This is a genomic window from Rhodococcus sp. GA1, assembly GCF_024321955.1.
Classification (GTDB): domain Bacteria; phylum Actinomycetota; class Actinomycetes; order Mycobacteriales; family Mycobacteriaceae; genus Rhodococcus; species Rhodococcus pyridinivorans.
This window is the reverse complement of record NZ_CP097186.1, coordinates 2,679,392-2,701,068: the sequence shown is the minus strand read 5'-3', so window position 1 is coordinate 2,701,068 and position 21,677 is coordinate 2,679,392. Positions and strand designations below refer to the sequence as shown.

Genomic DNA, 21,677 nt, shown 5'->3' with positions numbered 1-21,677 from the left:
TACCGGTGGTGAGGTCGAGCACGGGCCGTGGATCGATCACATCGCTTCCGACCTGGCCTGCACAGGTCTGCGGACGTGGGCCATCACGGAGGAGACCGGAAAGCTCAGTGACCATACTTGGGTGGCCTGCATCGTGCGCCTCACTACGTAGAGGCATGCATCGTGTGCACGGCACGGTGTGCCGCGCATGATGGGGTGGTGCCGAATATCGATGTAGAGCCATACCTCGAAGCCGTCGTGGACACTGCCCGGGAGGTGCTCGGTGCGGAGTTCGTCGGGGCGTACGCGGCCGGGTCGCTCGCCCTGAACGCCTTCCATCCCGGCCGCAGCGACATCGACATCGCCCTGCTCTGCCGCGACCCCCTGAGCGAAACGATGAAGCGGGAGTTGATCGCTCGGCTGCGGCACAGCGCCCTGCCATGTCCGGCCCGAGGTCTGGAACTGGTGGTCTACACCATAGCTACGGCGCAGTCGGGCACCGGAGAACCGGGCTTCGAGCTCGAGTTGAACGACGGGCCGGACATGACCTTCCGGCAGACACTTCAGCCCACAGACCGCCCGGCAGCCGACGGGACGTTCTGGTACGGACTGGACCGCAGCATCCTGCACCAGAGCGGCCGGGTGTTGGCGGGACCGCCGGCCCCGGAGACATTCGCCGAGCTGGCACCGGAGGAACTACAGAGCCTATTGGTCGACTCGCTGCGCTGGTGGATGGCGCTGCCCGGCCCAGCCGATGACCGGCCCGCACCCGGAGCCGACGACGCGGTCCTCGGAGCCTGTCGCGCGCTGGTTCGACATCGCTACGGGAAGTGGCTGTCCAAAATCGACGCCGGCCGACGGTTACTCGGGACCGGCTACCAGCCGGTCGAGGCGATCGAACAGTCCATCGCAGCACGCTCCGGTGAGCTTCCGCCTTCAGGTCGGCAAGCACGGACTTTCCAGGAAGGCGTGCTGCACGAGCTCCTGGCTGCGACCGAACGGCCCGCATGACCATCGTCCGGATCGGCACTCCTATTGCCGCGCTCTCAGGTGCCGATACATGACCATTCCCGCGTGGTACAGCACGTCGTCGCGGAACTCACCGTCGGCGGAAAAGCCGGTGTCGTCACGGTAGTAGATCATCGTTCCTTCGATCCGGTAGTCACCGGTGTAGGCAGCTTCCCGGCTGCCGCGGGCCTCGACGTATCGCCCCTCCGGCAGCAGACGCTGGCGGATGTTACCGTCGGCGGTCACCCACAGTCCGACGAACGGGTGCCCGGCTTGTTTCATGTCCTTCACTTCCCTGGAGGTCGTCACAGTGTCGCCGCCACCCGCCCGATGATGGCGTTGCGGGAACGGATCACGGCCTCGCGCAGGGCGTCGATGTCCTCGCCGACCAGCGAACCCGCCCACTTGCGCGGGTTGCCGGCGACGAGGACGGTGTCGATGTTGCGTGCGTCGGAGCCGAGCACGAGGGTGCCGACGGCGTCGTTGAGCGGCATGTTGTTGATGTCGTCGGCGCGGACGATGAGCAGGTCGGCCTCCTTGCCCGGTGTCAGCGAACCGGTGACGTGCCCGAGCGCGTTGGCATGCGCGCCTTGCAGGGTGGCGAAGTCGAGGACGTCGCGGGTGGTGATCCGGTTGCGGGTCTCCTCCGTTCCGTATGCAGCATTGGTGGCGCGCATGCGTTGGATGGCATGCAGGGTCCGCATCTGGGTGAACATGTCGCTCGCGAGCGCGACCTCCACGTCGATGCTCAGACCCGGCCGGATCCCGACGGCGAGAGCCTCGTCCACAGCGGGCACCGCCGATTCGAGGCCGATCTGGGCGTCGGAGGTCGGGGCGAGGGAAACCGTGACACCGGCATCCCCCATCGCCGTCCACGCCTCGGGGGTCAGGCCGGTCGCATGGATCAAGGTGAGGGTCGGATCGAGGATCCCCATCCGTGCCCAGCGCAGGATCGCCTCCGACGACGGTATCCCGAAAACCGCGTCGATGCTCGTCCACACACCGAGATCACGTGCGAAAGCAGCGAGTTCGGGCCCGTAGGCGATCGCAGGTCCGGCGATCTCGTCGGTCGCCAGGGCGGCCAGCCGCACCGTGACGAGACCGTCTGCGGCGCCGTGGAAGTCGCTCACCAACCGGTTCATATCCTTGGGCCATTGACGATCCCACTCACCGAAGTGAGGACCCATCGAGGCATGCACGCCCCGAATTCCGGTGTCGATGAGCGCATTCAGTGCAGCATCGGAGTGCGCGGAAGTGCGGGAGTTGTGCGAGAAGTCGAGCATGGTGGTGATGCCCGAGTCGAGCGCGGTCAGCGCGGCCAGACGGGTACCGATGTACATGTCCTCCGGTGCGTAGTTCGGGGCGACGCCGGCCAGGGTCGACATGACATATTCGCCGAGGTCGGAAACGTCGGGAATGCTCCGGCGCAGTTGCGCTTCCCAGGCGTGACGGTGGGTGTCGACGAAACCGGGGCCGACGATCGCGCCGCGGGTGTCGACCACGAGTGCCGAGGCTGCTGCGGCACCGTGCCCGGGATCGGAGCGTAGGTCGGCGCCGATCGCGATGATCTGCGGGCCGACGAGCAGGACGTCGCCGGCATCGAGGTCCGGGATCGAGGGGTCCATGGTGACGACGGCGCCACCGGTCAGCAGGATCGGACGGTCGCTGTCGTGGGCCGCGGTGAAATCGGCGAGAGTTGTCTTCATTGTGGTGGCTTTCCGATGAGTGTCAGGCGCGGTGGAAGGTGTAACCGGCGTGCTGCAGGGTGCCGTCGACGAATTCGCCGAAGGCCCAGAATCCGAGGTCGTCGCGGTAGTCGATGCGGCCGCCGGTGATCCGATAGGAGCCCTGATATGCATGCGGGCGTCCACCGCGGGTCTCGTCGTAGCGACCGTCCGCGGTCAGGTGCTGGTGCACGAAATCCGTTTCGTCGATCCAAGTTCCGAGATGACGGTCCGATGCCACGTCCGTGGCGGTCGGGGTCTCCGTCGGGTCGTCGGCGTGGACCGATCGACCGCCCCAGAGGGTTATCTCACCGTCGACGACGACCGTGTGCGCGGCGTCGGCATCATCGATGAATCGTTGCAGCACATCTGTTTCCGAGTCGTCGCGAGACACGGACAGGATTGCGAAGGTTGCCGGACACGAGCGCCACCGAGCAGGACGTCGCCGCGGTCGAAATCGCCGATCAGGGCGTCGCCGGTGATGATCCGGGCATTGCCGAACAGGAGCGGACGATGCCCGCCGGCGTTCTCGCGGATGAGTTCGAACAATTCGGGAGTGAAGGGGATGGTCATGTGTACTCCAGATGAGGATCGGGGTGCCGGGAGATCCGGCGAGTTCCACTGTCGGGGCGGATGGGCGGCCGGAACAGGCCGGTGTGTGCCTGGGTGCACCAGGGCCTGTCTGTACCGCATCCGGGGAGCTAGCGTCGTCTCATGGTCTCCACCGAACTCGGAACCTTCCTCAAGGCGCGACGCGGGCACGTGCAGCCGTCGGATGTCGGTATCACGGCGCAGTCGGGGCGGCGGGTCTCCGGTCTGCGTCGCGAGGAAGTTGCCATGCTCGCCGGTGTCAGCGTCGACTACTACACGCGACTCGAACAGGGTCGCGAACGGAACCCGTCTCCGGCGGTTCTCAACGCCCTCGCCGGCGCACTGGCTCTCGACACCGACCTGCGCGAGCACCTGTTCCGTCTCGCCGGACTGGCTCCGACACCGCCCACTGCGGTGCGGAAGACCGTGGACGATTCACTGCGGGAGCTTCTCTCATCCTGGTCGCACACACCCGCGCTCATCATCGACCGCCGGTTGGATGTTCTCGCGTACAACGAGCTCGCCGGTGCGCTCTACAGCGGCTTCGAGCGCATCGACAATCTCGTGCGCATGACCTTCCTCGATCCCTTCGGGCGCCGCTTCTTCACCGATTGGGAGCGCGCCACGACGTCGTGCGTCGCGAATCTCCGGCTCGCTCTGGGCCACACCGGCTCGGTCGACGACGTTCGTGCCCTCGTTCTCGAGGTGCACGATGCGAGCGCGGAGTTCCGCGAACTGTGGAGTCGGCACGATGTGCGGGGCAAAACACACGAGGCCAAGGAGTTCCGGCATCCTGCCGTCGGCGATCTCGTCCTCGAATACAACGCATTCGACGTTCGCAGCGCACCTGGACATCAGTTGATCGTGTACCGGGCCTCTGCCGGCTCGCCCAGTGACGACAAACTTCGGCTATTGGGATCCTTGGCGGCGACCACCGACCGCTCGTGATTCCTCGTTCCGGACCCCGTGGTCCTCTACATGATTACGGTGGTTCGTAGCCGACTGCAGTAGCCAGGAGGATTTCTCCCATGAGTTCGTCCGACGACTGGAATGCGCAGGTGATCGCCGAGTTCCGGGCCAACGGAGGCCGGGTCGGCGGCAACTTCGAGGGTGCGCCCATGGCGCTCGTGCATCATCGTGGCCGCAAGACCGGTCGAGCAGAGGTCGAGGAGAAGACGCGCGGGAAACGCACCATTCCGGTCCTCGCTCTCCGACGACGCTGACCTGCTTGCACCCCTGGAACCACCGAGATCCCGCCGACATGCGCCGGCGGGATCTCCCGTGACCGGCCACCAGGCCGGAAAGAAATTCGCACTAGGGGCTACTTACGCCCCGCCTGCCACTGCATGCCCCACCCGAACGCGCGGTCGAGGTCGGACTGGCTGCCGTCGATGTACTGCACGAGACGCTCGACGGTGATGCCCTGCCCGGTGTTCTGCAGCATCGCGATCGCGCAGATACGCGCGCCGTTGTTCGGCGAGTCCAGGCGCACCTCGATCTGCGGACCCGACGGCGGGGTCAGCGTCACGACGCCGTCCACGGCAGCCCAGTTCGGCGCTCCTTCGTAGATCATCGCGAAGATCAGCACACGCTTGAACAGTTCGGGGCGCTCGAGGTTGACGTGCATGTTCTCGCCGCCGGTGTTCGAGCCGGTGCGGTCGTCGCCGTCGAGGTGGATGTACGGCGGGGTGTTCAGCGCGCCGAAGCTGTTCCCGAGCGCCTGAATGACTCCCTTGGAACCATCGGCGAGTTCGAACAGGCAGCCGAGGTCGAGGTCCACGCCGCCGCTCGCGCCCGTGAGCTTCGCGAGGAAGCCCTTCTTCTGCTCATCGCGCGACCAGTTGAGGTTCACCCGCGTGACGCCCTGCCCGGACCCGGCTTTCGACAGGCTCACGGTCGGGGATTCCTTGGTGAGGTTGATCTTGCTCAGGTTGACGCCGCCTGCGTTCTGTTCGGGCTTCTTGTTGTAGTCGATGGCCATGTCGAGCCTTTCGTCGGAGTGCTGCGCGGATGCGCACGGGGTACGGAAAAGCGATGGGAGCCCTCGATCCGAGATGTCGGATCGAGGGCTCCCATCGGCATGTGGTTCGAACTGTCGAGGATCAGGGGATGCTGGTCTTCACAGCATCTTCGCCTTCTCTCGCCGCGATCTTGCGGTTGCGGTAGATGCTCGAGGCGAATGCCGCACCGATCAGGGCGACACCGACTAGGCCGGTGATGACCTCCGGCACGTGGGTGCCGATCGAGTACAGCAGGATCAGTGCCAGCGCACCGATGGCCCAGTGAGCACCGTGCTCGAGGTACACGTAGTCGGACAGCGTGCCCTTGCGCACCAGGAAGATGGTGATCGAGCGGACGAACATCGCGCCGATGAAGCCGAGGCCCAGGGCGATGATGATCGGGTCGGACGTGATGGCGAAGGCTCCGATGACACCGTCGAACGAGAACGACGCGTCGAGCACCTCGAGGTAGAGGAACAGGAAGAAGCCGGCCTTACCGGTGGCCTTCGCGAGGCCGCTCGGTCCGCCGCTGGGCTCTTCGCCTTCCTCGGGGATGTGGAACATCTCGCCGAGTCCGTTGACCGCGATGTAGGTGATCATGCCGAGCGCGCCGGCGATCATGACGGTCGAGACCTTGTCCTCGGGTGCGATCACGGTGGCCGTGATGAGCAGCAGCGCGGTGGCGACGACGACCTCGAGCTGCTCGAGCTTGCCGGCCTTCGCGAGGGGACGCTCGAGCCATTCGAGCCACTTGATCTCGCGATCTTCGAGGATGAAGTGCAGGAAGAGCATCAGCAGGAACATGCCGCCGAACGCCGCGATCTGCGGATGCGCATCGGTGATCAGGGTCTCGTAGCTGGGGCTGCCGTCCGGGAAGTAGGCGGCTCCGTCCGGCGGCGGATTCAACGCGAGGTCGAGTGCCGCGATGGGGCCGAGTCCGGACGCCACCCACACGATCGCGAGGGGGAACACCAGACGCATACCGAAGACGGCGATGAGGATGCCGACGGTGAGGAAGATCTTCTGCCAGAACTCGCTCATCCGCCGCAGCACGGTCGCGTTGATGACCGCGTTGTCGAACGACAGCGAGACCTCGAGGATGCCGAGGATCACGCAGAGGAACAGAGCCTGCGGGCCGCCGTAGAGGAAGGCGACCACGAGGGAGACGACGGTGACCGCGAAGGATGCACCGAATATTCGCAGAACCACGAAGCGTGGCCTTTCTAATCGGAATCAGGGCGTTGCAGGGTGGTTACTGCACGTCGGCTCCGGCTTCGGTACTGCGACCGAAGCCGGAACCCGGAAGAAACGAACTAGACGTTGACGCCGTAGTCGCGGGCGATACCCGCGAGACCGGACGCGTAGCCCTGGCCGATGGCGCGGAACTTCCACTCCGCACCGTTGCGGTACAGCTCGCCGAAGACCATGGCGGTCTCGGTCGAGGCGTCCTCGGACAGGTCGTAACGAGCGAGTTCGTTGCCGTTCGCGCGGTCGACGACGCGGATGTAAGCGTTGCGGACCTGGCCGAACGACTGGCTGCGGGAATCGGCATCGTAGATCGAGACCGGGAAGAAGATGCTCTCGATGTTCGCCGGGGTGGCGGCGAGGTCGACGTTGATGACCTCGTCGTCGCCTTCGCCCTCACCCGTGCGGTTGTCACCGGCGTGCTCGATGGCACCGTCGGGCGACTTGAGGTTGTTGAAGAAGACGAAGTGCTGGTCGGAGACGACCTTCTTGTCGGCCCCGGTAGCGATGGCACTGGCATCGAGGTCGAAGTCGGTGCCGGTGGTGGTGCGAACGTCCCAGCCCAGGCCGACGGCCACTGCCGTCAGGTTCGGAGCTTCCTTGGTGAGGGAGACGTTTCCGCCCTTGGTCAAGCTGACGCCCATGCGGGGTCCTTTCGATCGTTCCAACGGTCGACGTACCGGTATAGGGCACGCCCGGTGTGCGTTTCTCCCCACACTAGTTGTTGCCGTGGGGTACGCCCATATCCACTATGCCCGGTCCCGCGCCTCACTTCGTGACCCGCACGAACCACAGTTCCGACCGGCGGAAAGGTGACGGATCGGCCCGGTGGACGTGCGCCCAGTACCATTCGGTTCTGTGGCGAGCCGATGGACGCGCCGCCTGTTCGGCGGGGGAAACACGGAAGATCCCGCGGCTCGTCGTGCACACGATGCGATGGTCGCGGCGTTCCTCGACATGGACAAGCGCCAGTCCGTCATCGAGGCCGGTGTGGCCGCGTCCTACGAGCTCGAACCCGAACGGCACCTGCTCCGTCAGTGGGATCCCATCCGTCAGGCGTGTTATCGCGCCGGTGAGACGTATCTTCAACTGGCAGTGACGGATCCGGAACAACCGCTCGCACCTGCTCCGGACTACGAGCAGGCACTGCGGCAGATAACCGAAGCAACACGAACACTTGATGAATTCTTCGGAAACAACCGGGAACACCTCGAGCACATGACGACCGTGGCGAACACGGTGCCCGAGCTGGCACACCGGATGCGTACCGAAGCGCGCAACACCCTCGCCGCGACGCAGACCCCGGATTTTGTTTCCTTTGCGAACTATCCGTCGGTCCGATCCGCCACCGAAACGCTCGAGAAGGCCCTGAACAGCCTCGATGCAGCGCACAGCGTGGGCGCGACCCGCACAGCGGCCCTCCGAGTCGAAGAGGCGACCACTGCTCTGCTCGACGCCCTCGCCGCAGCACCGGGGCGCCGCGACGAAGCCGTTCGCACCCTCGCCTCGGTCACCACCAGGATCGGAGCGGTCCGGACCCGTGCGGAAGGTCTCGCCCCGGCCTTCTCCGCGCTGTTGCGCGAGTTCAATGCGGCCAGCTCCGCCGACCTGTCCGGGAACGAGAAACAGGCCGCCGAACTGCTCGCTCGCGCCGAGGACCAGCTCGGACGCGCACGGGCGGCGGCGAAGGACGGCCGCCCCGAGGAAGCGCTCGAGCTGGTCGCGGCGATCCGCGCCGAGCTGTCACGCGCCGAGGAACTCGTCGACGCCGTGACCGCACGACTCGCCACGCTGCGCTCCGTCCGGCAGAATCCGGGGGCCAAGGTCGACGAGGTACGGTTCCACCTCCGTGACGCACAACACCTGGCCGTGCAACGCGGTCTCACCGCAGAATGGGGTTCCGTTCTCGACTCGCAGTTGAGCCGGATCGACAGGGCCGTCGACGCACTCACCGGTGTGCACCCCGACTACTGGGCCTACGTCAGAGATTTGGATGCGGTGTCTACCTTCATCGCAGGAGTGGTCGATCGGATGAGAGGACGGACCGAGAACGCATGAGGGGGGCCACGCTTACCGAAGTGCGCGCCATGCAGCACTTTCGGCATCTCGACGGCGCGACGATGGAGGAGTTGTTCCTGCACCGTCCCGAGCCGTTCGGGCACAGCGACGATCGCGACCGCCTGGCGACCGCTCTCGGCGCCACGCTCTACGTACCCGCGACGCGCGGAGATCTCGTCACGACCATCTCGAAACGTGCGGCCGAGGGTGTGACGTCGATGGTGCTCGACCTCGAGGACGCCGTCGCCGACGACGAGGTCGAGCAGGGCCTGCAGAACGCCGTCGCGACACTCGATGCGCTCGCCGAACGCGGACCGACGCCGATGATGTTGTTCGTCCGTGTCCGCACCGCCGACGGTGTCGGGCGGATCGCGTCTATGCTCGGCGCCGGCAAGGCCGTGCTGACCGGATTCGTGGTGCCCAAGTTCACCGCACACACCGGCCCCGTCTTCCTCGAGGCGGTGGCCGCGGCGTCGGACCTCCTCGGCCGTCACCTCTACGCGATGCCCGTCATCGAGTCGGCCGAGGTCGTCCACCGCGAGACCCGCGACGGCGAATTGCGTGCGATCTCGAGCATCCTCGCCGAACATCGCCACCGCATCCTCGCCGTCCGGATCGGCGCGACCGACATGTGCGCGACCTTCGGTATCCGGCGCGACCGCGACCTGACGATCTACGACGTCCGGGTCGTCGTCGACGTGATCGCCGACATCGTCAACCACCTCGGGCGAACCGACGGAACGGGTTTCGTCATCACCGGGCCCGTCTGGGAGTACTTTGCCGACCACGAACGCATGTTCCGACCGATGCTGCGCTCGACACCCTTCGAGGAACAGGATGCCGTGCTGTTCCGTCAGCAGCTCGTCAGCCGCGACCTCGACGGTCTGCTGCGCGAGATCGCCCTCGACCGCGCCAACGGCATCCAGGGCAAGACCGTCATCCATCCGTCGCATGTCGCTGCGGTGCATGCCCTGTCGGCCGTGACCCACGAGGAGTTCCACGATGCGACCGACATCCTCGATCGCGACACCGGTGGTGTGCAGGCCTCGGGATACGGGAACAAGATGAACGAACGACGACCCCACCGTACGTGGGCCGAGCAGACCCTGTTGCGCGCGTCGGTGTTCGGTGTCACCCGCAAGGGGATCACCTTCGTCGACCTGCTGACGGCGTTGGTGGACCGATGACCGATATTCTCGACATCCCCTGGGCCACCGCAGAGCTCGGTTTCGCTCTCGAACATGCGGAGTCGTCATGTGGCTTCACGGTTCCCGAGCTCGTCAGGCCCGGGCTGCGACGCAATCCACGGCGTGCGCACCTGCTCGTCTCCACGGTTCTCGGCAAGCACATCCCCACCGAACCGGCCGCGGTGCGCGGCGCCGGTCACCGGCTCGGCCGGCTCGTCACCGACCTCCTCGGCGATGCGGCATCCGACGCCGTCGTCATGGGATTCGCCGAGACCGCAACGGGTCTCGGTCACTGCGTGGCCGACGCCCTCGACGCCGCATGCTGTCTGCATTCGACGCGACGCCAGGTTCCCGGAGCGGAGGTGCTCACCGGATTCGAGGAGGGGCACTCGCACGCGACCTTCCACCTGCTGCAGCCGACCTCCGGCGCACTGTTCGCCAACGCCGCGCCGCTCGTGCTCGTCGACGACGAGATCTCCACGGGAGCAACGGCCCTCGACGCCATCCGCGCGCTGCACCGCGATCATCCGCGTAATCGTTACGTCCTCGCCTCCCTCGTCGACATGCGGTCGGAACAGGATCGCCGCCGGACGGCAGAGGTCGCCGCGGAACTCGGCACGAGCATCGAGCACGTGAGCCTGGCCGCCGGACGATCCGTCGTCCCCGACGATCTCGTCGCGCGGGTCGCGGCGTTACCCGACCCTCTCCTCAATCCGGTGGGGGAGCAACGCGGCGACGTCCGGTTCCTCCACGCGGCGTGGCCGTCCCATGTGCCCGACGGCGGGCGGCACGGGATGTTGCGCACCGACGCGGCGGCCTTCGACGCGGCTCTGTCGACGCTCGCCGACACGATCGCGGACGTACGCGACGCCCGGCGACCCGCCGTCGTCGTCGGACACGAGGAATTGATGTATCTGCCGCTGCGACTCGCCGAGGCACTCGTCGACCGCGGCACTCCCGCCCTGTTCCAGACCACGACCCGCTCCCCCGTCCACGTGATGGACGTCGACGGATATCCGCTGCGCCGCGGATTCCGTTTCACCGCACCCGAACACATCGACAGCGAGTTCGAGAACGAGGTGCCGCGCTTCCTCTACAACGCGCAGTGGCCTACGTCCACCGAGGTCCGCGCCGAGCTGATCCTCGTCATCGATTCGCCCGCCGACACCGACCGCCTGCGCGCACCGGGAGGTGTTCTCGACGTGCTCACTGCTGCCGGTGAGGACGTCCTCGTCGTGATCGTGCCCGCCACCGATCCGACGGTGCTGCGCACCCACAGGGAGACCGTATGACCGTGCCACTGACCGGACCCGAGTTCGGCTCCTACGCGCCCGACGAGGTGACGTGGCTGCTCAAGGATCTCTCCCACGCCGACCTCGAGGGCGACATCGCCGAACGGGAGGCGCGGATCCAGGCGGGTCTCGCGCACTACGCGGAGTCCCTGCCGATCGAGTACCAACCCGACGCCGCCTACCGCGAACTGTTCGACAAGGCACTGGCCGGCACTGCGGGCCGGTTGGCGCACGCGGTGGGCACGGTCACCGAACTGCTTCTCTCCGAACGCGGAACCGACCTGACCCTCGTGTCGCTCGCGCGGGCGGGCACCCCGATCGGCATCCTGATCCGTCGATGGGCGCTGCACCACCACGGTCTGACGCTGCCGCACTACGCCGTGTCGATCGTCCGGGGTCGCGGCATCGACTCCGCCGCTCTCGACCACATCACCGCGCGGCACGCTCCCGCGTCGGTCGTCTTCGTCGACGGCTGGACGGGCAAAGGCGCGATCGCGCGTGAACTGTCCGCTGCGCTCGCCGAATACACCGCGCGAGGCGGTCCCGTCCTGTCCGACGATCTCGCGGTACTCGCCGACCCCGGCCACTGCGTCCGCACCTACGGCACGCGCGACGACTTTCTCATCGCCTCCGCCTGCCTGAACTCCACCGTCTCCGGACTGGTCTCACGAACGGTCCTCAACGACAGCCTGATCGGCCCCGGGGAGTTCCACGGCGCCAAGTTCTACGCCGAGTTGGCCGCGGACGACGTGTCGAATCATCTGCTGGACGCCGTCGCCGCGGAGTTCGACACGTGCGGCGACATCGCATCGGCCGCGCAGGCAGTGCTCGAATCCGACCGCACCCCCACCTGGGCCGGCTGGGAGTCCGTCGAGCGGGTGCGGGCGCAGTACGGCATCTCGAGCGTCAACTTCGTCAAACCCGGTGTCGGAGAGACCACCCGCGTGCTGTTGCGCCGCGTTCCCTGGAAGGTTCTGGTGCGCGACATCACCGCCGACGAGCACGCCCATATCCGGATGCTCGCGGCCGCTCGCGACGTTCCCGTCGAGGAGGTTCCCGACCTGGCCTACTCCTGCATGGGACTGATCAAGGACCTGCCGTGACCAGCACTGCGACCGCACTGGTCGCCACCGATCTCGACCGCACCCTCATCTATTCGCGCGCCGCGATGACCGGCGACCAGTTCGACACGCAGGATCTACTCTGTGTCGAGTACTACGAGAGCGCGCCGCTGTCGTACGTCACCGACATTGCTGCGCAACAGCTTCGGACGCTCGCCGGCGAGGTCGCGATGGTGCCGACGACCACGCGCACACCCGAACAGTTCCGCCGCATCGACCTCCCCGGCGGTCCGTGGCGTTATGCAATCGCGAGCAACGGTGGGTCGATCCTCGAGGACGGGCATCTCGACCCGCACTGGCGCAGGACCGTGGAAGCAGCGGTACGCGCGGGGGGTGCGAGCCTCGACGAGATGACGACCGAACTGCGCCGCCGAATCTCCGAGGACTGGGTGTCGAAGTTCCGCATCGCCGACGAGTTGTTCTGCTACCTCGTCGTCGACGTCGCAGGGCAACCGGCGGGATTTCTCGACGACTGGCACGAGTGGTGTTCGACGCGCGGCTGGAACGCGTCGCAGCAGGGCCGGAAGATCTACACGATGCCGAACAGCGTGTGCAAGAGCCGCGCGGTGGCCGAGGTGCACCGCCGGCTCCGAGACCGCGGGGTGCTTACCGACGACGCCCCGGTCTTCGCCGCGGGTGACGGTGCGCTCGATGCGGAGATGCTGAAGGCCGCCGACGCCGCGATCCGGCCTCGCCACGGCGAACTCGAACTGATGGACTGGCGCCACCCGACCGTCTCGGTGACCGACGCCGCGGGCGTCACCGCCGGGGAGGAGATCCTCGCCTGGTTCGCCCGATCCGCTCGTCTTCCGGTCGCTTCGTAGAGTAGAAGGTGCCCGGTCACCGACACAGTGAGGACACATCTCTTGCCGACTCCGCTCTCCAAGGGTCAGAACGGACCGCTCACCGCATCCGACGTCGTCGTCTCGCTCGAGCTGACCACGCCCGCCGATCTGTCCGCACTGCTCGTCAAGGCCGACGGCAAGGTGCGCTCCGACGCCGACTTCGTGTTCTTCAACCAGCCCACCGGGCCGGGTGTGCGTCTCGTATCCGGCGCGCCCGGGCAGGCGGCCTCGCTCGCCGTGTCGCTCGCGCAGGTTCCCGCCGACATCGATCAGGTGCGCGCCGTGATCACCCTCGACGACGCGTCGAGTAGCTTCGGCCGGTTCGCACCGCCCACCGCGCGCGTGTCCGACAGTGCGGGAACGGTGTTGTACGAGTACCGGATCGACGGACTGAGCACCGAGTCCATCGTGATCGCGCTGGAGTTGTACCGGCGCCAGGGCGCGTGGAAGGTCCGCGCCGTGGGCCAGGGATATGCGGGCGGTTTCGCGGCGTTGGTGACCGATCACGGGGTCAGCGTCGACGACGCACCCGCCCAGCCTGCTGCCGCACCTCAGCCCGTCGCTCCCACGCCGGCTCCGGCCCCGCCCGTGCAGCAGACACCGCCCGTGCAGCAGACACCACCTCCGGCACAGCCGGCACCTCCGGCACAGCCTGCGGAGGTCAGCCTCACGAAGAACCGCCCGGTAAGCCTGGTGAAGGGCCAGAAGGTCACCCTCCGCAAGGACGGCGGCGTCGCGCTGACCTTCCTGCGCATGGGGCTCGGCTGGGATCCGGTGGAGAAGCGTGGCCTGTTCGGCAACCGTTCCGCCGACATCGACCTCGACGCCTCGGCCGTGATGTTCGCCGACAACCAGATCGCCGACGTCGTGTACTACGGCCAGCTGCAGTCGAAGGACGGCTCGGTCCAGCACCAGGGCGACAACCTCACCGGTGCCGGTGAGGGCGACGACGAGGTGATGCTTGTCGACCTCACGCGGGTCCCCGCCCATGTCACGACGGTGATGTTCATCGTGACCTCCTACAAGGGCCACACCTTCGAGCAGGTGCAGAACGCGTTCTGCCGTCTCGTCGACGGCACGATCGACACCGAGCTGGCCCGCTACACGCTGCAGGGCGGCATGCCGTTCACGGGCATGGTCATGGCGAAGGTCTACCGCCAGGGCAGCGAATGGAAGCTGCAGGCCATCGGCGAGGGCATGCAGGCGAAGCATCCCGGTGAGGCCGCGCCGCAACTGGGCCGGTTCCTGGCCGTCTGACCGGTGGGCGAACTCTTCACAGCGGGGCGCAACGCCCCGCTGCCGACCCGCACGGCCCGTTTCACGGCGACCGCATCCGTCCCTCTGGACGTGTGCGCGTTCGTCGTGGACGACGGCCTGCAGGTGGCGTCCTCCGACGACGTCGTGTTCTACAACCAACCGACGACGGCGGGCGTTCGGCTCGAGGGCAAGGTGATCGTCGTCGACGTCGACGCGGTCCGTCCCGGCGCACGCGTGCTGTGTGCGGTCGGCTGCGAGCGACCCGCAGCGGTGTCGACCTCGCTGTGCGACGCGGCGGGCACCGTCCTCGCGTCGTTTCACGTGGACCCGGCGGTCGGTACCGAGACGGCGCTGCTGTGCTGGGAGATCTACCGTCGTCACGACGAATGGAAGATCCGCGCCCTCGGCCAGGGATACGCCGGTGGACTCGCCGAGATGTTCACCGCGCACGGGGTGGAGGTCGAGTCACCCTCCGACGCGGAGAAGGTGGCCGCTCCCGGGCCCGGCCCGGTCATCGGCCTCTCACCTCTCGAGGTGCTGTGGCAGATCTTCGAGGACGCCGCCCGATCGGCCGCCGCGTACACGTCGAGTGCGGAGTTCGCCCAGCACCGTTTCGACGACGAACTCTCGACAGCGGTGGCCGATCCCGCCCGGCGCATGGAGCCCGAGGCCGACCGTGCCCGGGCGCGTGCGCAGCAGCGCTACGACGAGCTCGTCGGTGTCGCCGAGGCCCGCTACCGCGACGACAGCGCGGTGCTCGCCGCCGAACTGCTCACCGTCGACGCGACGTTGCCGCCCGCACTCGCATCCTGGATCTCCCCGGCCTGGATGCACATGCACCTGCCGAGCGACGGCGTGCGGGTGGGTGAGGTGACGGCGCCCGATCTGGGTCCGCTGCGCATCCCCCTGTGCCTGCCGGCACCGCTCACGCGACCGTTGTGGATCGACGGCGACCCCGCCGACCTCGGTCCCGTCGTGTCGTCCGTGGTCGTGCGGCTGCTCACGGCCCGGCCCGACACCCTGCTGCACCTCGTCGATCCCGGGCGGACGCTGCCCGCACTCGAACCCCTCACCGCAGCCCGACTTGCCGGACCGCCCGTCCACGACCGGTCGCGGGTCCCCGCCAGACTCCGGGGGCTGGCCGACGCGGCGGACCTCGACGCGCTCGCCCGGCAGGTCGACGCAGAGACCGCCTCACCCGTGTTGCTGGTCCTCGCCGGGTTCCCCTACGGCTACGACCACGACGACCTGCTCGAGATCGTCCGGATCGCGCGTACCGGCAGTGCCGGCCGGGTCTCGGTCGTCCTCGCGGGTGATCCCCCGGACGATCGGGTCGCGGAGATCCTGTGGGACGAGGCGCAGAAGCTTCCAGTCGACGGGGAGCTGGCCGATCCGTGGACGGGAGGCCGATGGACGTTCGTTCCCGACAGCCTGCCCACCGAGACCGAGCATCTGCGCGGCGCGCTGGGTGGTAGTTCGCTTCCGGACTGATCGTCCCCTCGCACAGAGGGATCAGCGCCGATCGACGAGTGTCGTGACATCGGGCGCGTACACGGTCATCCAGTGCGGGTTCAGGCGGTAGTAGACCACCGCCTCGCTCCAATCGAACGCGTCCCCGCCGTAGAACGACTGAAGGTAGGCGAGCAGTTCGGGCCAGTCGTCGGCCGGCTCACCGCCGCGCGGGTTGAGAATCTCTACGTGGCCGTGTGTGAACACGCCGAGGTCCTCCCCGCGCATGTGCGCCGCGCTGGCCGCGGGACGCGCGGCGAGATGCCGGGCCTTGGCGGCGTTGCGGGCCGTGCCGAAGTACCACTTGCCGTGCAGGAAATGTCCGTCCACAGCACTGATGCGCGGTTCCCCGCCGGCGGTGACCGTCGCCAGCGAGAGGACGCACATGCCCGTGAGCACCTCGACGAGCTGCTCGGCCGTGAGGGTCCGCGACTCGTCGACGATCGACCTCAGGTGGGATGTGGACCGGGACAGCGACGTGTCGAGGAGCACCTGGAGGTCGGCGAGCTCGGTGGGGGTTTCGTGCATGGCTCCATGTTCACATCACCGAGGCTCACGGGACCCGACAGTTCCTGCTCTGTTCTCCTCGCCGATGTCTGCTCTCGGGGAGATCACCGAACGCGGGTCACCCGCATGGAGGACCCGTCATCCCCCGGTCGGCCGACGCGCGCCGACCCCGCCGCATCGCATGGTGAGGATCATGACGGTCACCGGTTCGACGACGCGACAGCAACGTATCCTCGCCCTCGACGTGGCCCGGGGGATCGCCATCCTCGGCACCTTCGCCGCCAATGTCTGGATCTTCACCGACCCCGCCGGGATCGTCGGATATCTCGCCTCGATCGGCACCGATCCGTGGCCGCAACGCATCCTCATGCAACTCGCGCAGGGAAAGTTCCTCGGGTTGCTCACACTGATGTTCGGGATCGGCCTGGCCGTGCAGGCGGCGTCCGCTCAGCGAGCGGGGCGGCCGTGGCCCGGCGGTTACCGGGTACGCGCCGCCCTGCTCTTCGTCGACGGGGTGGTGCACTACCTGCTCGTCGCCGAGTTCGACATCCTCATGGGGTATGCGCTGACGTCCATGCTCGTGTGCGGGCTCGTGATCTCCTCCCGTCGTGTGCGGCTGTGGGTCGCGGGTACGGCCGTCGCTGTTCACGCGCTGGCCGTGACCGCGCTCGTCGTGGCGCTCGCCAGTTCACCGCCGAATGCGGAGACCCCCGAGCTGACCACCGCCACCTGGTGGGACATGATCGTCTTCCGCGTGGACAACGCCGCTGCGTTCCGCGCCGAGGTGATCTTCGTGATCCCGATGACGGTCGCGCTGTTCCTGACCGGCGCCGCACTGTATTCCTCCGGGCTGTTCGACAGCAGAGGTGCGGTGCTGCGCCGGCGGCTGATGGTGGTCGGGGCGATCGCAGCACCGCTCGACCTCGCCGTGGGTCTGTTCGGCGGTGCCGCAGGTGTATTCGCAGCGCGCTACGGCATCGCCCCGTTCGTCGCGCTCGGCCTGCTGGCGTGGATCGCCCACTTCTACATCGGCAGGTCCACCACCGGCACGGTCGGCACCGCCTGTGAACGCATCGGGCGGACCGCGCTGAGTTGCTACATCCTGCAGAACATCGTCGCGTCGGTGCTCTGTTACGACTGGGGATTCGGTCTGGCGAAGACCGTGGACCCCGCCATGCGGGTCCCGTTCACGATCGCGGTGTACATCGCGGTGGGAGCGGTGATGGTCGTCGGATCCCGTTGGTGGCTCGGCCGATTCCGCCAGGGACCGGTCGAATGGGTGTGGCGGGGGTCCTACGAGCGGCTGACGGAACGTCCGTGTCGGGCTGCCTCGTGGGGGTCTGCCGCTCGGTCACGGATTCGACGCCCTCACCGGTGAGTACGGCGATATGTTCGACGAAGGGACGATCCGTCCCTCCAACATCTACCGACCGGAGGCAAGATGATCTTCATCGTGGTCCGTTTCAAGGTGAAGCCCGAGTACCAGGACAGTTGGCTCGAGACCACCGCGGAGTTCACCGAGGCGACTCGCAGCGAACCCGGGAACCTGTGGTTCGACTGGTCCCGCAACGTGGACGATCCGTCCGAGTTCGTTCTCGTCGAGGCGTTCCGCGACGGGGACGCCGGATCCGAGCACGTGAAGTCCGATCACTTCCGCAGGGGGCTCGACGCAATGCGGCCGGCGCTGGTCGAGACCCCGCGCATCCTCAACACGGAGATTCCGGGCACCGAGTGGGGCCGGATGGGTGAACTGCAGATCGACTGATCGATCGCCTCGAGACCGACGTCGTGTGCGAGACCCGTCGGGGATTTCGCACACGACGTCGGTCTCGATACGCGCCCATAGGTTTGCCCTAACGTTGCGTACGGCTGCAGGTCTTTGTGGCAGCAGTCACGATCGTGATCGACTGGAACGGCGTGGACGGCATGTCCGCGCGTCGGCCGTGTCGATCAGGAGCGTGATGTGAGCGAGTTGCACCTTCCCAACCGAATCCGGCAGCTGGCAGTCGAACATCCGGATCGTGCGGCGGTCAGCTCCGGCGGAACCACACTCACCTACTCCGAGTTCGACGCGCTCACCAACCGGGTCGCCTCGGCGCTCGCGACCGTTCCGGCGACGTCCGAGCGCATCGGCGCACTGCTGCGCATGGGCCTACCCGGCGCGTCCTCGTTCGTCGGCTGCGCCAAGGCCGGACTGGTCTTCACCCCGCTCAACTGGCGCCTGAACCCGGGCGAGATCGCCGACATCGCCGACGACGCGCAGCTCGACGTCCTGATCGTCGAGGACGAGTTCGCCGCATCGGCCCGCGCTGCCGCCACAGTCCTGCCCGCCGTACAGATCGTCGTGGTCGGCGACGCCTCCACCGTTCCCGGTGCACGGTCGTGGGACGACTTCGTCGCCTCCGGTGACGACATCGACCCCGGCTTCGGCGACGACCCGCGGACCGAGGTGCTGCAGCTCTACACCTCGGGCACCACGGGTCGACCCAAAGGTGTTGTGGCGACGCATCACAACCTGTTCAACGAACCGCAGAACTTCGCGCTGTACGAGTTCACCGAGGACTCGGTGTCCCTCGACGCGCTGCCCCTGTTCCACATCGCCGGCGCCGGCTGGATGAGCACGACCCTGTCGGCGGGATTGCACCTGGTGTTGCTCGGTGAGATGCGCCCGAACCTGGTGGCGGCCGCCATCTCCGAGCACGGCATCACCCACGCATTCCTCGTGCCGTCGGTGATCAACATGCTCGTGGAGATGCCCGACCTGTCGGACTACGACCTGTCGGCGCTGCGTCTGGTCGCCTACGGCGCCTCTCCCATCACGCCCACGCAACTCGCCCGCGCCATGGACACCCTCGGCTGCCGCTTCGTGCAGCGTTACGGGATGACCGAGACGATGGGCGCCCTCACAGCGCTACGTGCCGAGGACCACGACCCGCACGGTCCGCGCTCCTACCTCCTACGTTCGGCCGGCACCGGGCTGCCGGGAATCGAGGTCCAGATCCGTGACCTCGCCACCGGCGAACCGCTCCCCCGCGGCGAAACCGGTGAGATCGTGAGCCGGTCGCGCAACAACACACAGGGTTACTGGCGACGCGAGGCCGAGAACGCCGCCCTGTTCACCGAGGACGGTTTTCTGCGCACCGGCGATGCCGGGCACATCGACGAGGACGGCTACCTGTTCGTCACCGACCGCGTGAAGGACATGATCATCTCCGGGGGTGAGAACGTCTACCCGATCGAGGTCGAATCGGTCATCTCCGAACATCCTTCCGTCGCCGAGGTCGCAGTGGTGGGAGTTCCGGACGACCGGTGGGGCGAGGCCGTGACCGCCGTCGTGCGGGTCGCGCCCGGAGCCGAGACACCGACCGAGGCCGAACTCCTCGAGTTCACCGTCGAACGTCTTGCTTCCTACAAGAAGCCCCGGCACATCCACTTCGTCGACGAGTTGCCTCGCAACGCCAGCGGCAAGATCCTGAAGCGCACACTGCGTGACGAGTTCGCTCCTGCACGGGAAGGAACGACGTCATGATCGTCACCGAGGATCTCGGTACCGTCCAGCGTGAAGCGTGGGCGGCCGGCGTACTGCCACCGGTCGAAGAGGTGCGGCCAGGACTGTGGTCGATTCCGGTTCCGATGCCGAAGAACCCGCTGCGGTACGTGCTGTCCTATGCGCTCGCCTTCGACGACGGCCTCGCCCTGATCGACCTCGGTATGGACACCGAGGAGTCGTGGGACACCCTCGTGGCCGGTGTCGCCGCGACCGGCCATCACATCACCGAGGTGCGCTACGCGGCGATCACTCACCTGCATCCCGACCATTTCGGTCTGGCACCCCGGTTGAAGGAAACGACCGGCGCTGTGATCGCGATGCACGCCGCCGACGCCGCCGCCCTCGGGCACTTCACCCCGGAGGACGCCGCCGCCGACAAGGAAGCATGGCGCGTAGACCTCACCGGACTCGGCGCACCGCCCGAGGTCGTCGAGGCCGCCCGCTTCGAACTCGTCCGCTTCCCCCGAGGCGAGAGCGCGGATGTCGTTCTCGCTCATGGTGATCAACTCGATCTGCCCGGGTGGAACATCGAAGCGGTGTGGACGCCCGGCCACACGCCCGGTCACCTCGCCTTCGTCGACCGCGACCGCGACTTGCTGTTCAGCGGCGACCACATGCTCCCGCGCATCAGCCCCAACATCTCCTCCGGCCCCGGCGAACTGGGCGACCCGTTGCACCGATACCTGCTGTCGCTGCATGCGACGACGGCTCTGCCGGACTGCGAGGTGCTGCCCGCCCACGAGTACCGGTTCCGCGGAGTCACCGAACGCGCACGCCAACTCATGGACCACCACGAGGTCCGTCTCGACGAGATCCGCGATGCCGTCGCGTCCAGGCCCGAGTCGACGGCGTGGGAGATCACGACCCGCGTCACGTGGTCGCGTCCTATCGATGTGATGGATCCCCGGCTGCAGCGACTCGCCGTCCGCGAAACCCAGGCCCATCTGCTCGTTCTCGCCGATAGAGGCGACATCCGTTCCGACGGTGGAACTCCCGCCCACTGGACTCTCTCCACTCCGACCCATACGAAGGAAAACTGACATGAGCGTTGTCCTCACCGAATTCGCCGACGGCGTCGCGGTGTTCACCCTCAACCGCCCCGAGGCCAAGAACGCCGTGAACCTGGAGGTCTCGGAGGCGTTGGCCGCGGCCATCGACGAGTTCGAGGCACGCCCCGACCTGACCATCGGCATCCTCACCGGTTCCGGCGGAACGTTCTGCGCCGGAATGGATCTGAAGGCGTTCGCACGCGGGGAGCGCCCGTCGATCCCCGGCCGCGGTTTCGGTGGCCTCACCGAGGCACCGCCGAGCAAGCCGCTCATCGCCGCCGTCGAGGGCTGGGCCCTGGCCGGTGGATGCGAGCTCGCCCTGTCCGCCGACCTGATCGTCGCGTCGCGCGAAGCGAAGTTCGGTATCCCCGAGGTCAAGCGCGGACTCGCGGCGGCGGCCGGCGGCCTGCTGCGCCTGCCGAAGATCCTCCCCTACCCGCTCGCGATGGAACTGGCCATCACCGGTGACCCACTCACCGCCGAGGTCGCCCACCAGCACGGCCTGGTCAACCGCGTCACCGAGCCCGGTGAAGCACTCACCGTGGCAAAGGAACTCGCCGCCCGCGTCGCGGCGAACGGCCCCCTCGCCGTCAAGGCCACCAAGCAGGTCGTCGCGATGGCCGCCAACTACACCGACCCCGACGCCTTCGTCGCGCAGCGCAAGTTCATCGACCCGGTCTTCGCGTCGGCCGACGCCAAGGAAGGCGCCCGGGCGTTCGCCGAGAAGCGCGCACCGGTCTGGAAGAGCGAGTAGG

Annotated in this window: 22 protein-coding genes and 1 pseudogene; 16 read left to right on the top strand and 7 right to left on the bottom strand. The window is 67.3% G+C overall.

Translation table 11 applies throughout. From position 1 onward, the window contains the following. The first annotated feature begins 198 nt into the window (after positions 1–198). Entirely contained in the window at positions 199–990 is a 792-nt protein-coding gene (locus tag M3330_RS12755; RefSeq protein WP_255024908.1) for a nucleotidyltransferase domain-containing protein, read from the top strand. Positions 991–1,011: 21 nt separating this feature from the next. Here the strand turns inward: M3330_RS12755 and M3330_RS12750 are convergent, their stop codons facing one another. From M3330_RS12750 to M3330_RS12740, 3 genes are read right to left on the bottom strand one after another with little or no spacing between them, the layout of a single operon-like run. Then, positions 1,012–1,269: an Atu4866 domain-containing protein gene (locus M3330_RS12750; protein WP_006550703.1), complete on the bottom strand. Its 258-nt coding sequence runs from the start codon at positions 1,267–1,269 to the stop codon at positions 1,012–1,014. A gap of 23 nt (positions 1,270–1,292) precedes the next feature. Continuing rightward, the gene (locus tag M3330_RS12745) at positions 1,293–2,693 is read right to left on the bottom strand and encodes an amidohydrolase family protein (RefSeq protein WP_064852022.1); all 1,401 of its coding nucleotides are present in this window, start codon (positions 2,691–2,693) and stop codon (positions 1,293–1,295) included. Between the two features lie 22 nt (positions 2,694–2,715). Further along, positions 2,716–3,105, bottom strand: a complete 390-nt coding sequence (locus M3330_RS12740; RefSeq protein WP_255024907.1) for an Atu4866 domain-containing protein — start codon at positions 3,103–3,105, stop codon at positions 2,716–2,718. Between the two features lie 17 nt (positions 3,106–3,122). Between M3330_RS12740 and M3330_RS12735 the strand changes: the two genes are divergently transcribed. From M3330_RS12735 to M3330_RS12725, 3 genes and pseudogenes are all read left to right on the top strand, one after another. Next, entirely contained in the window at positions 3,123–3,299 is a 177-nt protein-coding gene (locus M3330_RS12735) for a hypothetical protein (RefSeq protein WP_235367013.1), read from the top strand. A gap of 126 nt (positions 3,300–3,425) precedes the next feature. Then, positions 3,426–4,250, top strand: coding sequence for a helix-turn-helix transcriptional regulator (locus tag M3330_RS12730; RefSeq protein WP_255024906.1), 825 nt, complete (start codon positions 3,426–3,428; stop codon positions 4,248–4,250). Positions 4,251–4,330: 80 nt separating this feature from the next. Further along, positions 4,331–4,459, top strand: a pseudogene (locus M3330_RS12725) (nitroreductase/quinone reductase family protein); the annotation flags it as partial. A gap of 164 nt (positions 4,460–4,623) precedes the next feature. On the opposite strand, the gene M3330_RS12720 reads toward M3330_RS12725, so the two are convergent. The 3 genes from M3330_RS12720 to M3330_RS12710 all read right to left on the bottom strand — a co-directional run bounded on the left by M3330_RS12720 (position 4,624) and on the right by M3330_RS12710 (position 7,191). Continuing rightward, positions 4,624–5,283: a Tellurium resistance gene (locus tag M3330_RS12720; RefSeq protein ID WP_033097513.1), complete on the bottom strand. Its 660-nt coding sequence runs from the start codon at positions 5,281–5,283 to the stop codon at positions 4,624–4,626. A 121-nt stretch (positions 5,284–5,404) separates the two neighbouring features. Further along, the gene (locus M3330_RS12715; protein WP_033097514.1) at positions 5,405–6,511 is read right to left on the bottom strand and encodes a DUF475 domain-containing protein; all 1,107 of its coding nucleotides are present in this window, start codon (positions 6,509–6,511) and stop codon (positions 5,405–5,407) included. A 104-nt stretch (positions 6,512–6,615) separates the two neighbouring features. Then, positions 6,616–7,191: a TerD family protein gene (locus M3330_RS12710; RefSeq protein ID WP_006550710.1), complete on the bottom strand. Its 576-nt coding sequence runs from the start codon at positions 7,189–7,191 to the stop codon at positions 6,616–6,618. Positions 7,192–7,483: 292 nt separating this feature from the next. Here M3330_RS12710 and M3330_RS12705 point away from each other — a divergent pair, with 292 nt between their 5' ends. The 7 genes from M3330_RS12705 (at position 7,484) to M3330_RS12675 (ending at position 15,798) form a co-directional block, all read left to right on the top strand. Beyond that, the gene (locus M3330_RS12705; protein ID WP_255028903.1) at positions 7,484–8,605 is read left to right on the top strand and encodes a hypothetical protein; all 1,122 of its coding nucleotides are present in this window, start codon (positions 7,484–7,486) and stop codon (positions 8,603–8,605) included. Positions 8,606–8,634: 29 nt separating this feature from the next. After that, positions 8,635–9,792, top strand: coding sequence for an HpcH/HpaI aldolase/citrate lyase family protein (locus tag M3330_RS12700; RefSeq protein WP_006550712.1), 1,158 nt, complete (start codon positions 8,635–8,637; stop codon positions 9,790–9,792). Continuing rightward, a complete protein-coding gene (locus M3330_RS12695) occupies positions 9,789–11,084 on the top strand; it encodes a phosphoribosyltransferase family protein (protein ID WP_039584352.1) in 1,296 nt (431 codons plus the stop codon). The genes M3330_RS12700 and M3330_RS12695 overlap by 4 nt, the downstream gene beginning before the upstream one ends. Next, a complete protein-coding gene (locus M3330_RS12690) occupies positions 11,081–12,187 on the top strand; it encodes a cysteine protease StiP family protein (RefSeq protein WP_219129636.1) in 1,107 nt (368 codons plus the stop codon). Before M3330_RS12695 ends, M3330_RS12690 begins: the two co-directional genes overlap by 4 nt. A 65-nt stretch (positions 12,188–12,252) precedes the next feature. Then, positions 12,253–13,029, top strand: coding sequence for an HAD family hydrolase (locus tag M3330_RS12685; RefSeq protein ID WP_052040079.1), 777 nt, complete (start codon positions 12,253–12,255; stop codon positions 13,027–13,029). 42 nt (positions 13,030–13,071) lie between these two features. Then, positions 13,072–14,307 carry a TerD family protein gene (locus M3330_RS12680; protein WP_064852028.1) on the top strand — a complete coding sequence of 412 codons (1,236 nt, stop codon included), beginning with the start codon at positions 13,072–13,074 and terminating at the stop codon, positions 14,305–14,307. 3 nt (positions 14,308–14,310) lie between these two features. Beyond that, on the top strand, positions 14,311–15,798 hold the full coding sequence (locus M3330_RS12675) for a TerD family protein (RefSeq protein ID WP_255024905.1): 1,488 nt from the start codon (positions 14,311–14,313) through the stop codon (positions 15,796–15,798). A gap of 21 nt (positions 15,799–15,819) precedes the next feature. On the opposite strand, the gene M3330_RS12670 is transcribed toward M3330_RS12675, so the two are convergent. After that, positions 15,820–16,344: a pyridoxamine 5'-phosphate oxidase family protein gene (locus tag M3330_RS12670; protein ID WP_039584358.1), complete on the bottom strand. Its 525-nt coding sequence runs from the start codon at positions 16,342–16,344 to the stop codon at positions 15,820–15,822. Positions 16,345–16,504: 160 nt separating this feature from the next. On the opposite strand from M3330_RS12670, the gene M3330_RS12665 reads away from it, so the two are divergent. The 5 genes from M3330_RS12665 to M3330_RS12645 all read left to right on the top strand — a co-directional run bounded on the left by M3330_RS12665 (position 16,505) and on the right by M3330_RS12645 (position 21,676). Beyond that, positions 16,505–17,701 (top strand): DUF418 domain-containing protein, encoded by a 1,197-nt coding sequence (locus M3330_RS12665; RefSeq protein ID WP_235367019.1) that lies wholly within the window; start codon positions 16,505–16,507, stop codon positions 17,699–17,701. A gap of 63 nt (positions 17,702–17,764) precedes the next feature. Then, positions 17,765–18,088, top strand: a complete 324-nt coding sequence (locus tag M3330_RS12660) for a putative quinol monooxygenase (protein WP_039584361.1) — start codon at positions 17,765–17,767, stop codon at positions 18,086–18,088. A 198-nt stretch (positions 18,089–18,286) separates the two neighbouring features. Further along, positions 18,287–19,852 carry a long-chain-fatty-acid--CoA ligase gene (locus M3330_RS12655; RefSeq protein ID WP_006550721.1) on the top strand — a complete coding sequence of 522 codons (1,566 nt, stop codon included), beginning with the start codon at positions 18,287–18,289 and terminating at the stop codon, positions 19,850–19,852. Beyond that, a complete protein-coding gene (locus M3330_RS12650; protein WP_200359018.1) occupies positions 19,849–20,913 on the top strand; it encodes an MBL fold metallo-hydrolase in 1,065 nt (354 codons plus the stop codon). The genes M3330_RS12655 and M3330_RS12650 overlap by 4 nt, the downstream gene beginning before the upstream one ends. Before the next feature lies 1 nt (position 20,914). Continuing rightward, complete coding sequence (locus M3330_RS12645; RefSeq protein WP_255024903.1) at positions 20,915–21,676, top strand: crotonase/enoyl-CoA hydratase family protein; 762 nt, start codon at positions 20,915–20,917, stop codon at positions 21,674–21,676. Position 21,677 lies beyond the last annotated feature (1 nt).

Coding starts and splice junctions, on each gene's coding strand:
- M3330_RS12750 (WP_006550703.1), bottom strand. CDS start 1,269: ATGAAACAAGCCGGGCACCCGTTCGTCGGACTGTGGGTGACCGCCGAC.
- M3330_RS12745 (WP_064852022.1), bottom strand. CDS start 2,693: ATGAAGACAACTCTCGCCGATTTCACCGCGGCCCACGACAGCGACCGT.
- M3330_RS12730 (WP_255024906.1), top strand. CDS start 3,426: ATGGTCTCCACCGAACTCGGAACCTTCCTCAAGGCGCGACGCGGGCAC.
- M3330_RS12720 (WP_033097513.1), bottom strand. CDS start 5,283: ATGGCCATCGACTACAACAAGAAGCCCGAACAGAACGCAGGCGGCGTC.
- M3330_RS12710 (WP_006550710.1), bottom strand. CDS start 7,191: ATGGGCGTCAGCTTGACCAAGGGCGGAAACGTCTCCCTCACCAAGGAA.
- M3330_RS12705 (WP_255028903.1), top strand. CDS start 7,484: ATGGTCGCGGCGTTCCTCGACATGGACAAGCGCCAGTCCGTCATCGAG.
- M3330_RS12700 (WP_006550712.1), top strand. CDS start 8,635: ATGCAGCACTTTCGGCATCTCGACGGCGCGACGATGGAGGAGTTGTTC.
- M3330_RS12695 (WP_039584352.1), top strand. CDS start 9,789: ATGACCGATATTCTCGACATCCCCTGGGCCACCGCAGAGCTCGGTTTC.
- M3330_RS12690 (WP_219129636.1), top strand. CDS start 11,081: ATGACCGTGCCACTGACCGGACCCGAGTTCGGCTCCTACGCGCCCGAC.
- M3330_RS12685 (WP_052040079.1), top strand. CDS start 12,253: ATGACCGGCGACCAGTTCGACACGCAGGATCTACTCTGTGTCGAGTAC.
- M3330_RS12670 (WP_039584358.1), bottom strand. CDS start 16,344: ATGCACGAAACCCCCACCGAGCTCGCCGACCTCCAGGTGCTCCTCGAC.
- M3330_RS12665 (WP_235367019.1), top strand. CDS start 16,505: ATGGTGAGGATCATGACGGTCACCGGTTCGACGACGCGACAGCAACGT.
- M3330_RS12660 (WP_039584361.1), top strand. CDS start 17,765: ATGATCTTCATCGTGGTCCGTTTCAAGGTGAAGCCCGAGTACCAGGAC.
- M3330_RS12650 (WP_200359018.1), top strand. CDS start 19,849: ATGATCGTCACCGAGGATCTCGGTACCGTCCAGCGTGAAGCGTGGGCG.
- M3330_RS12645 (WP_255024903.1), top strand. CDS start 20,915: ATGAGCGTTGTCCTCACCGAATTCGCCGACGGCGTCGCGGTGTTCACC.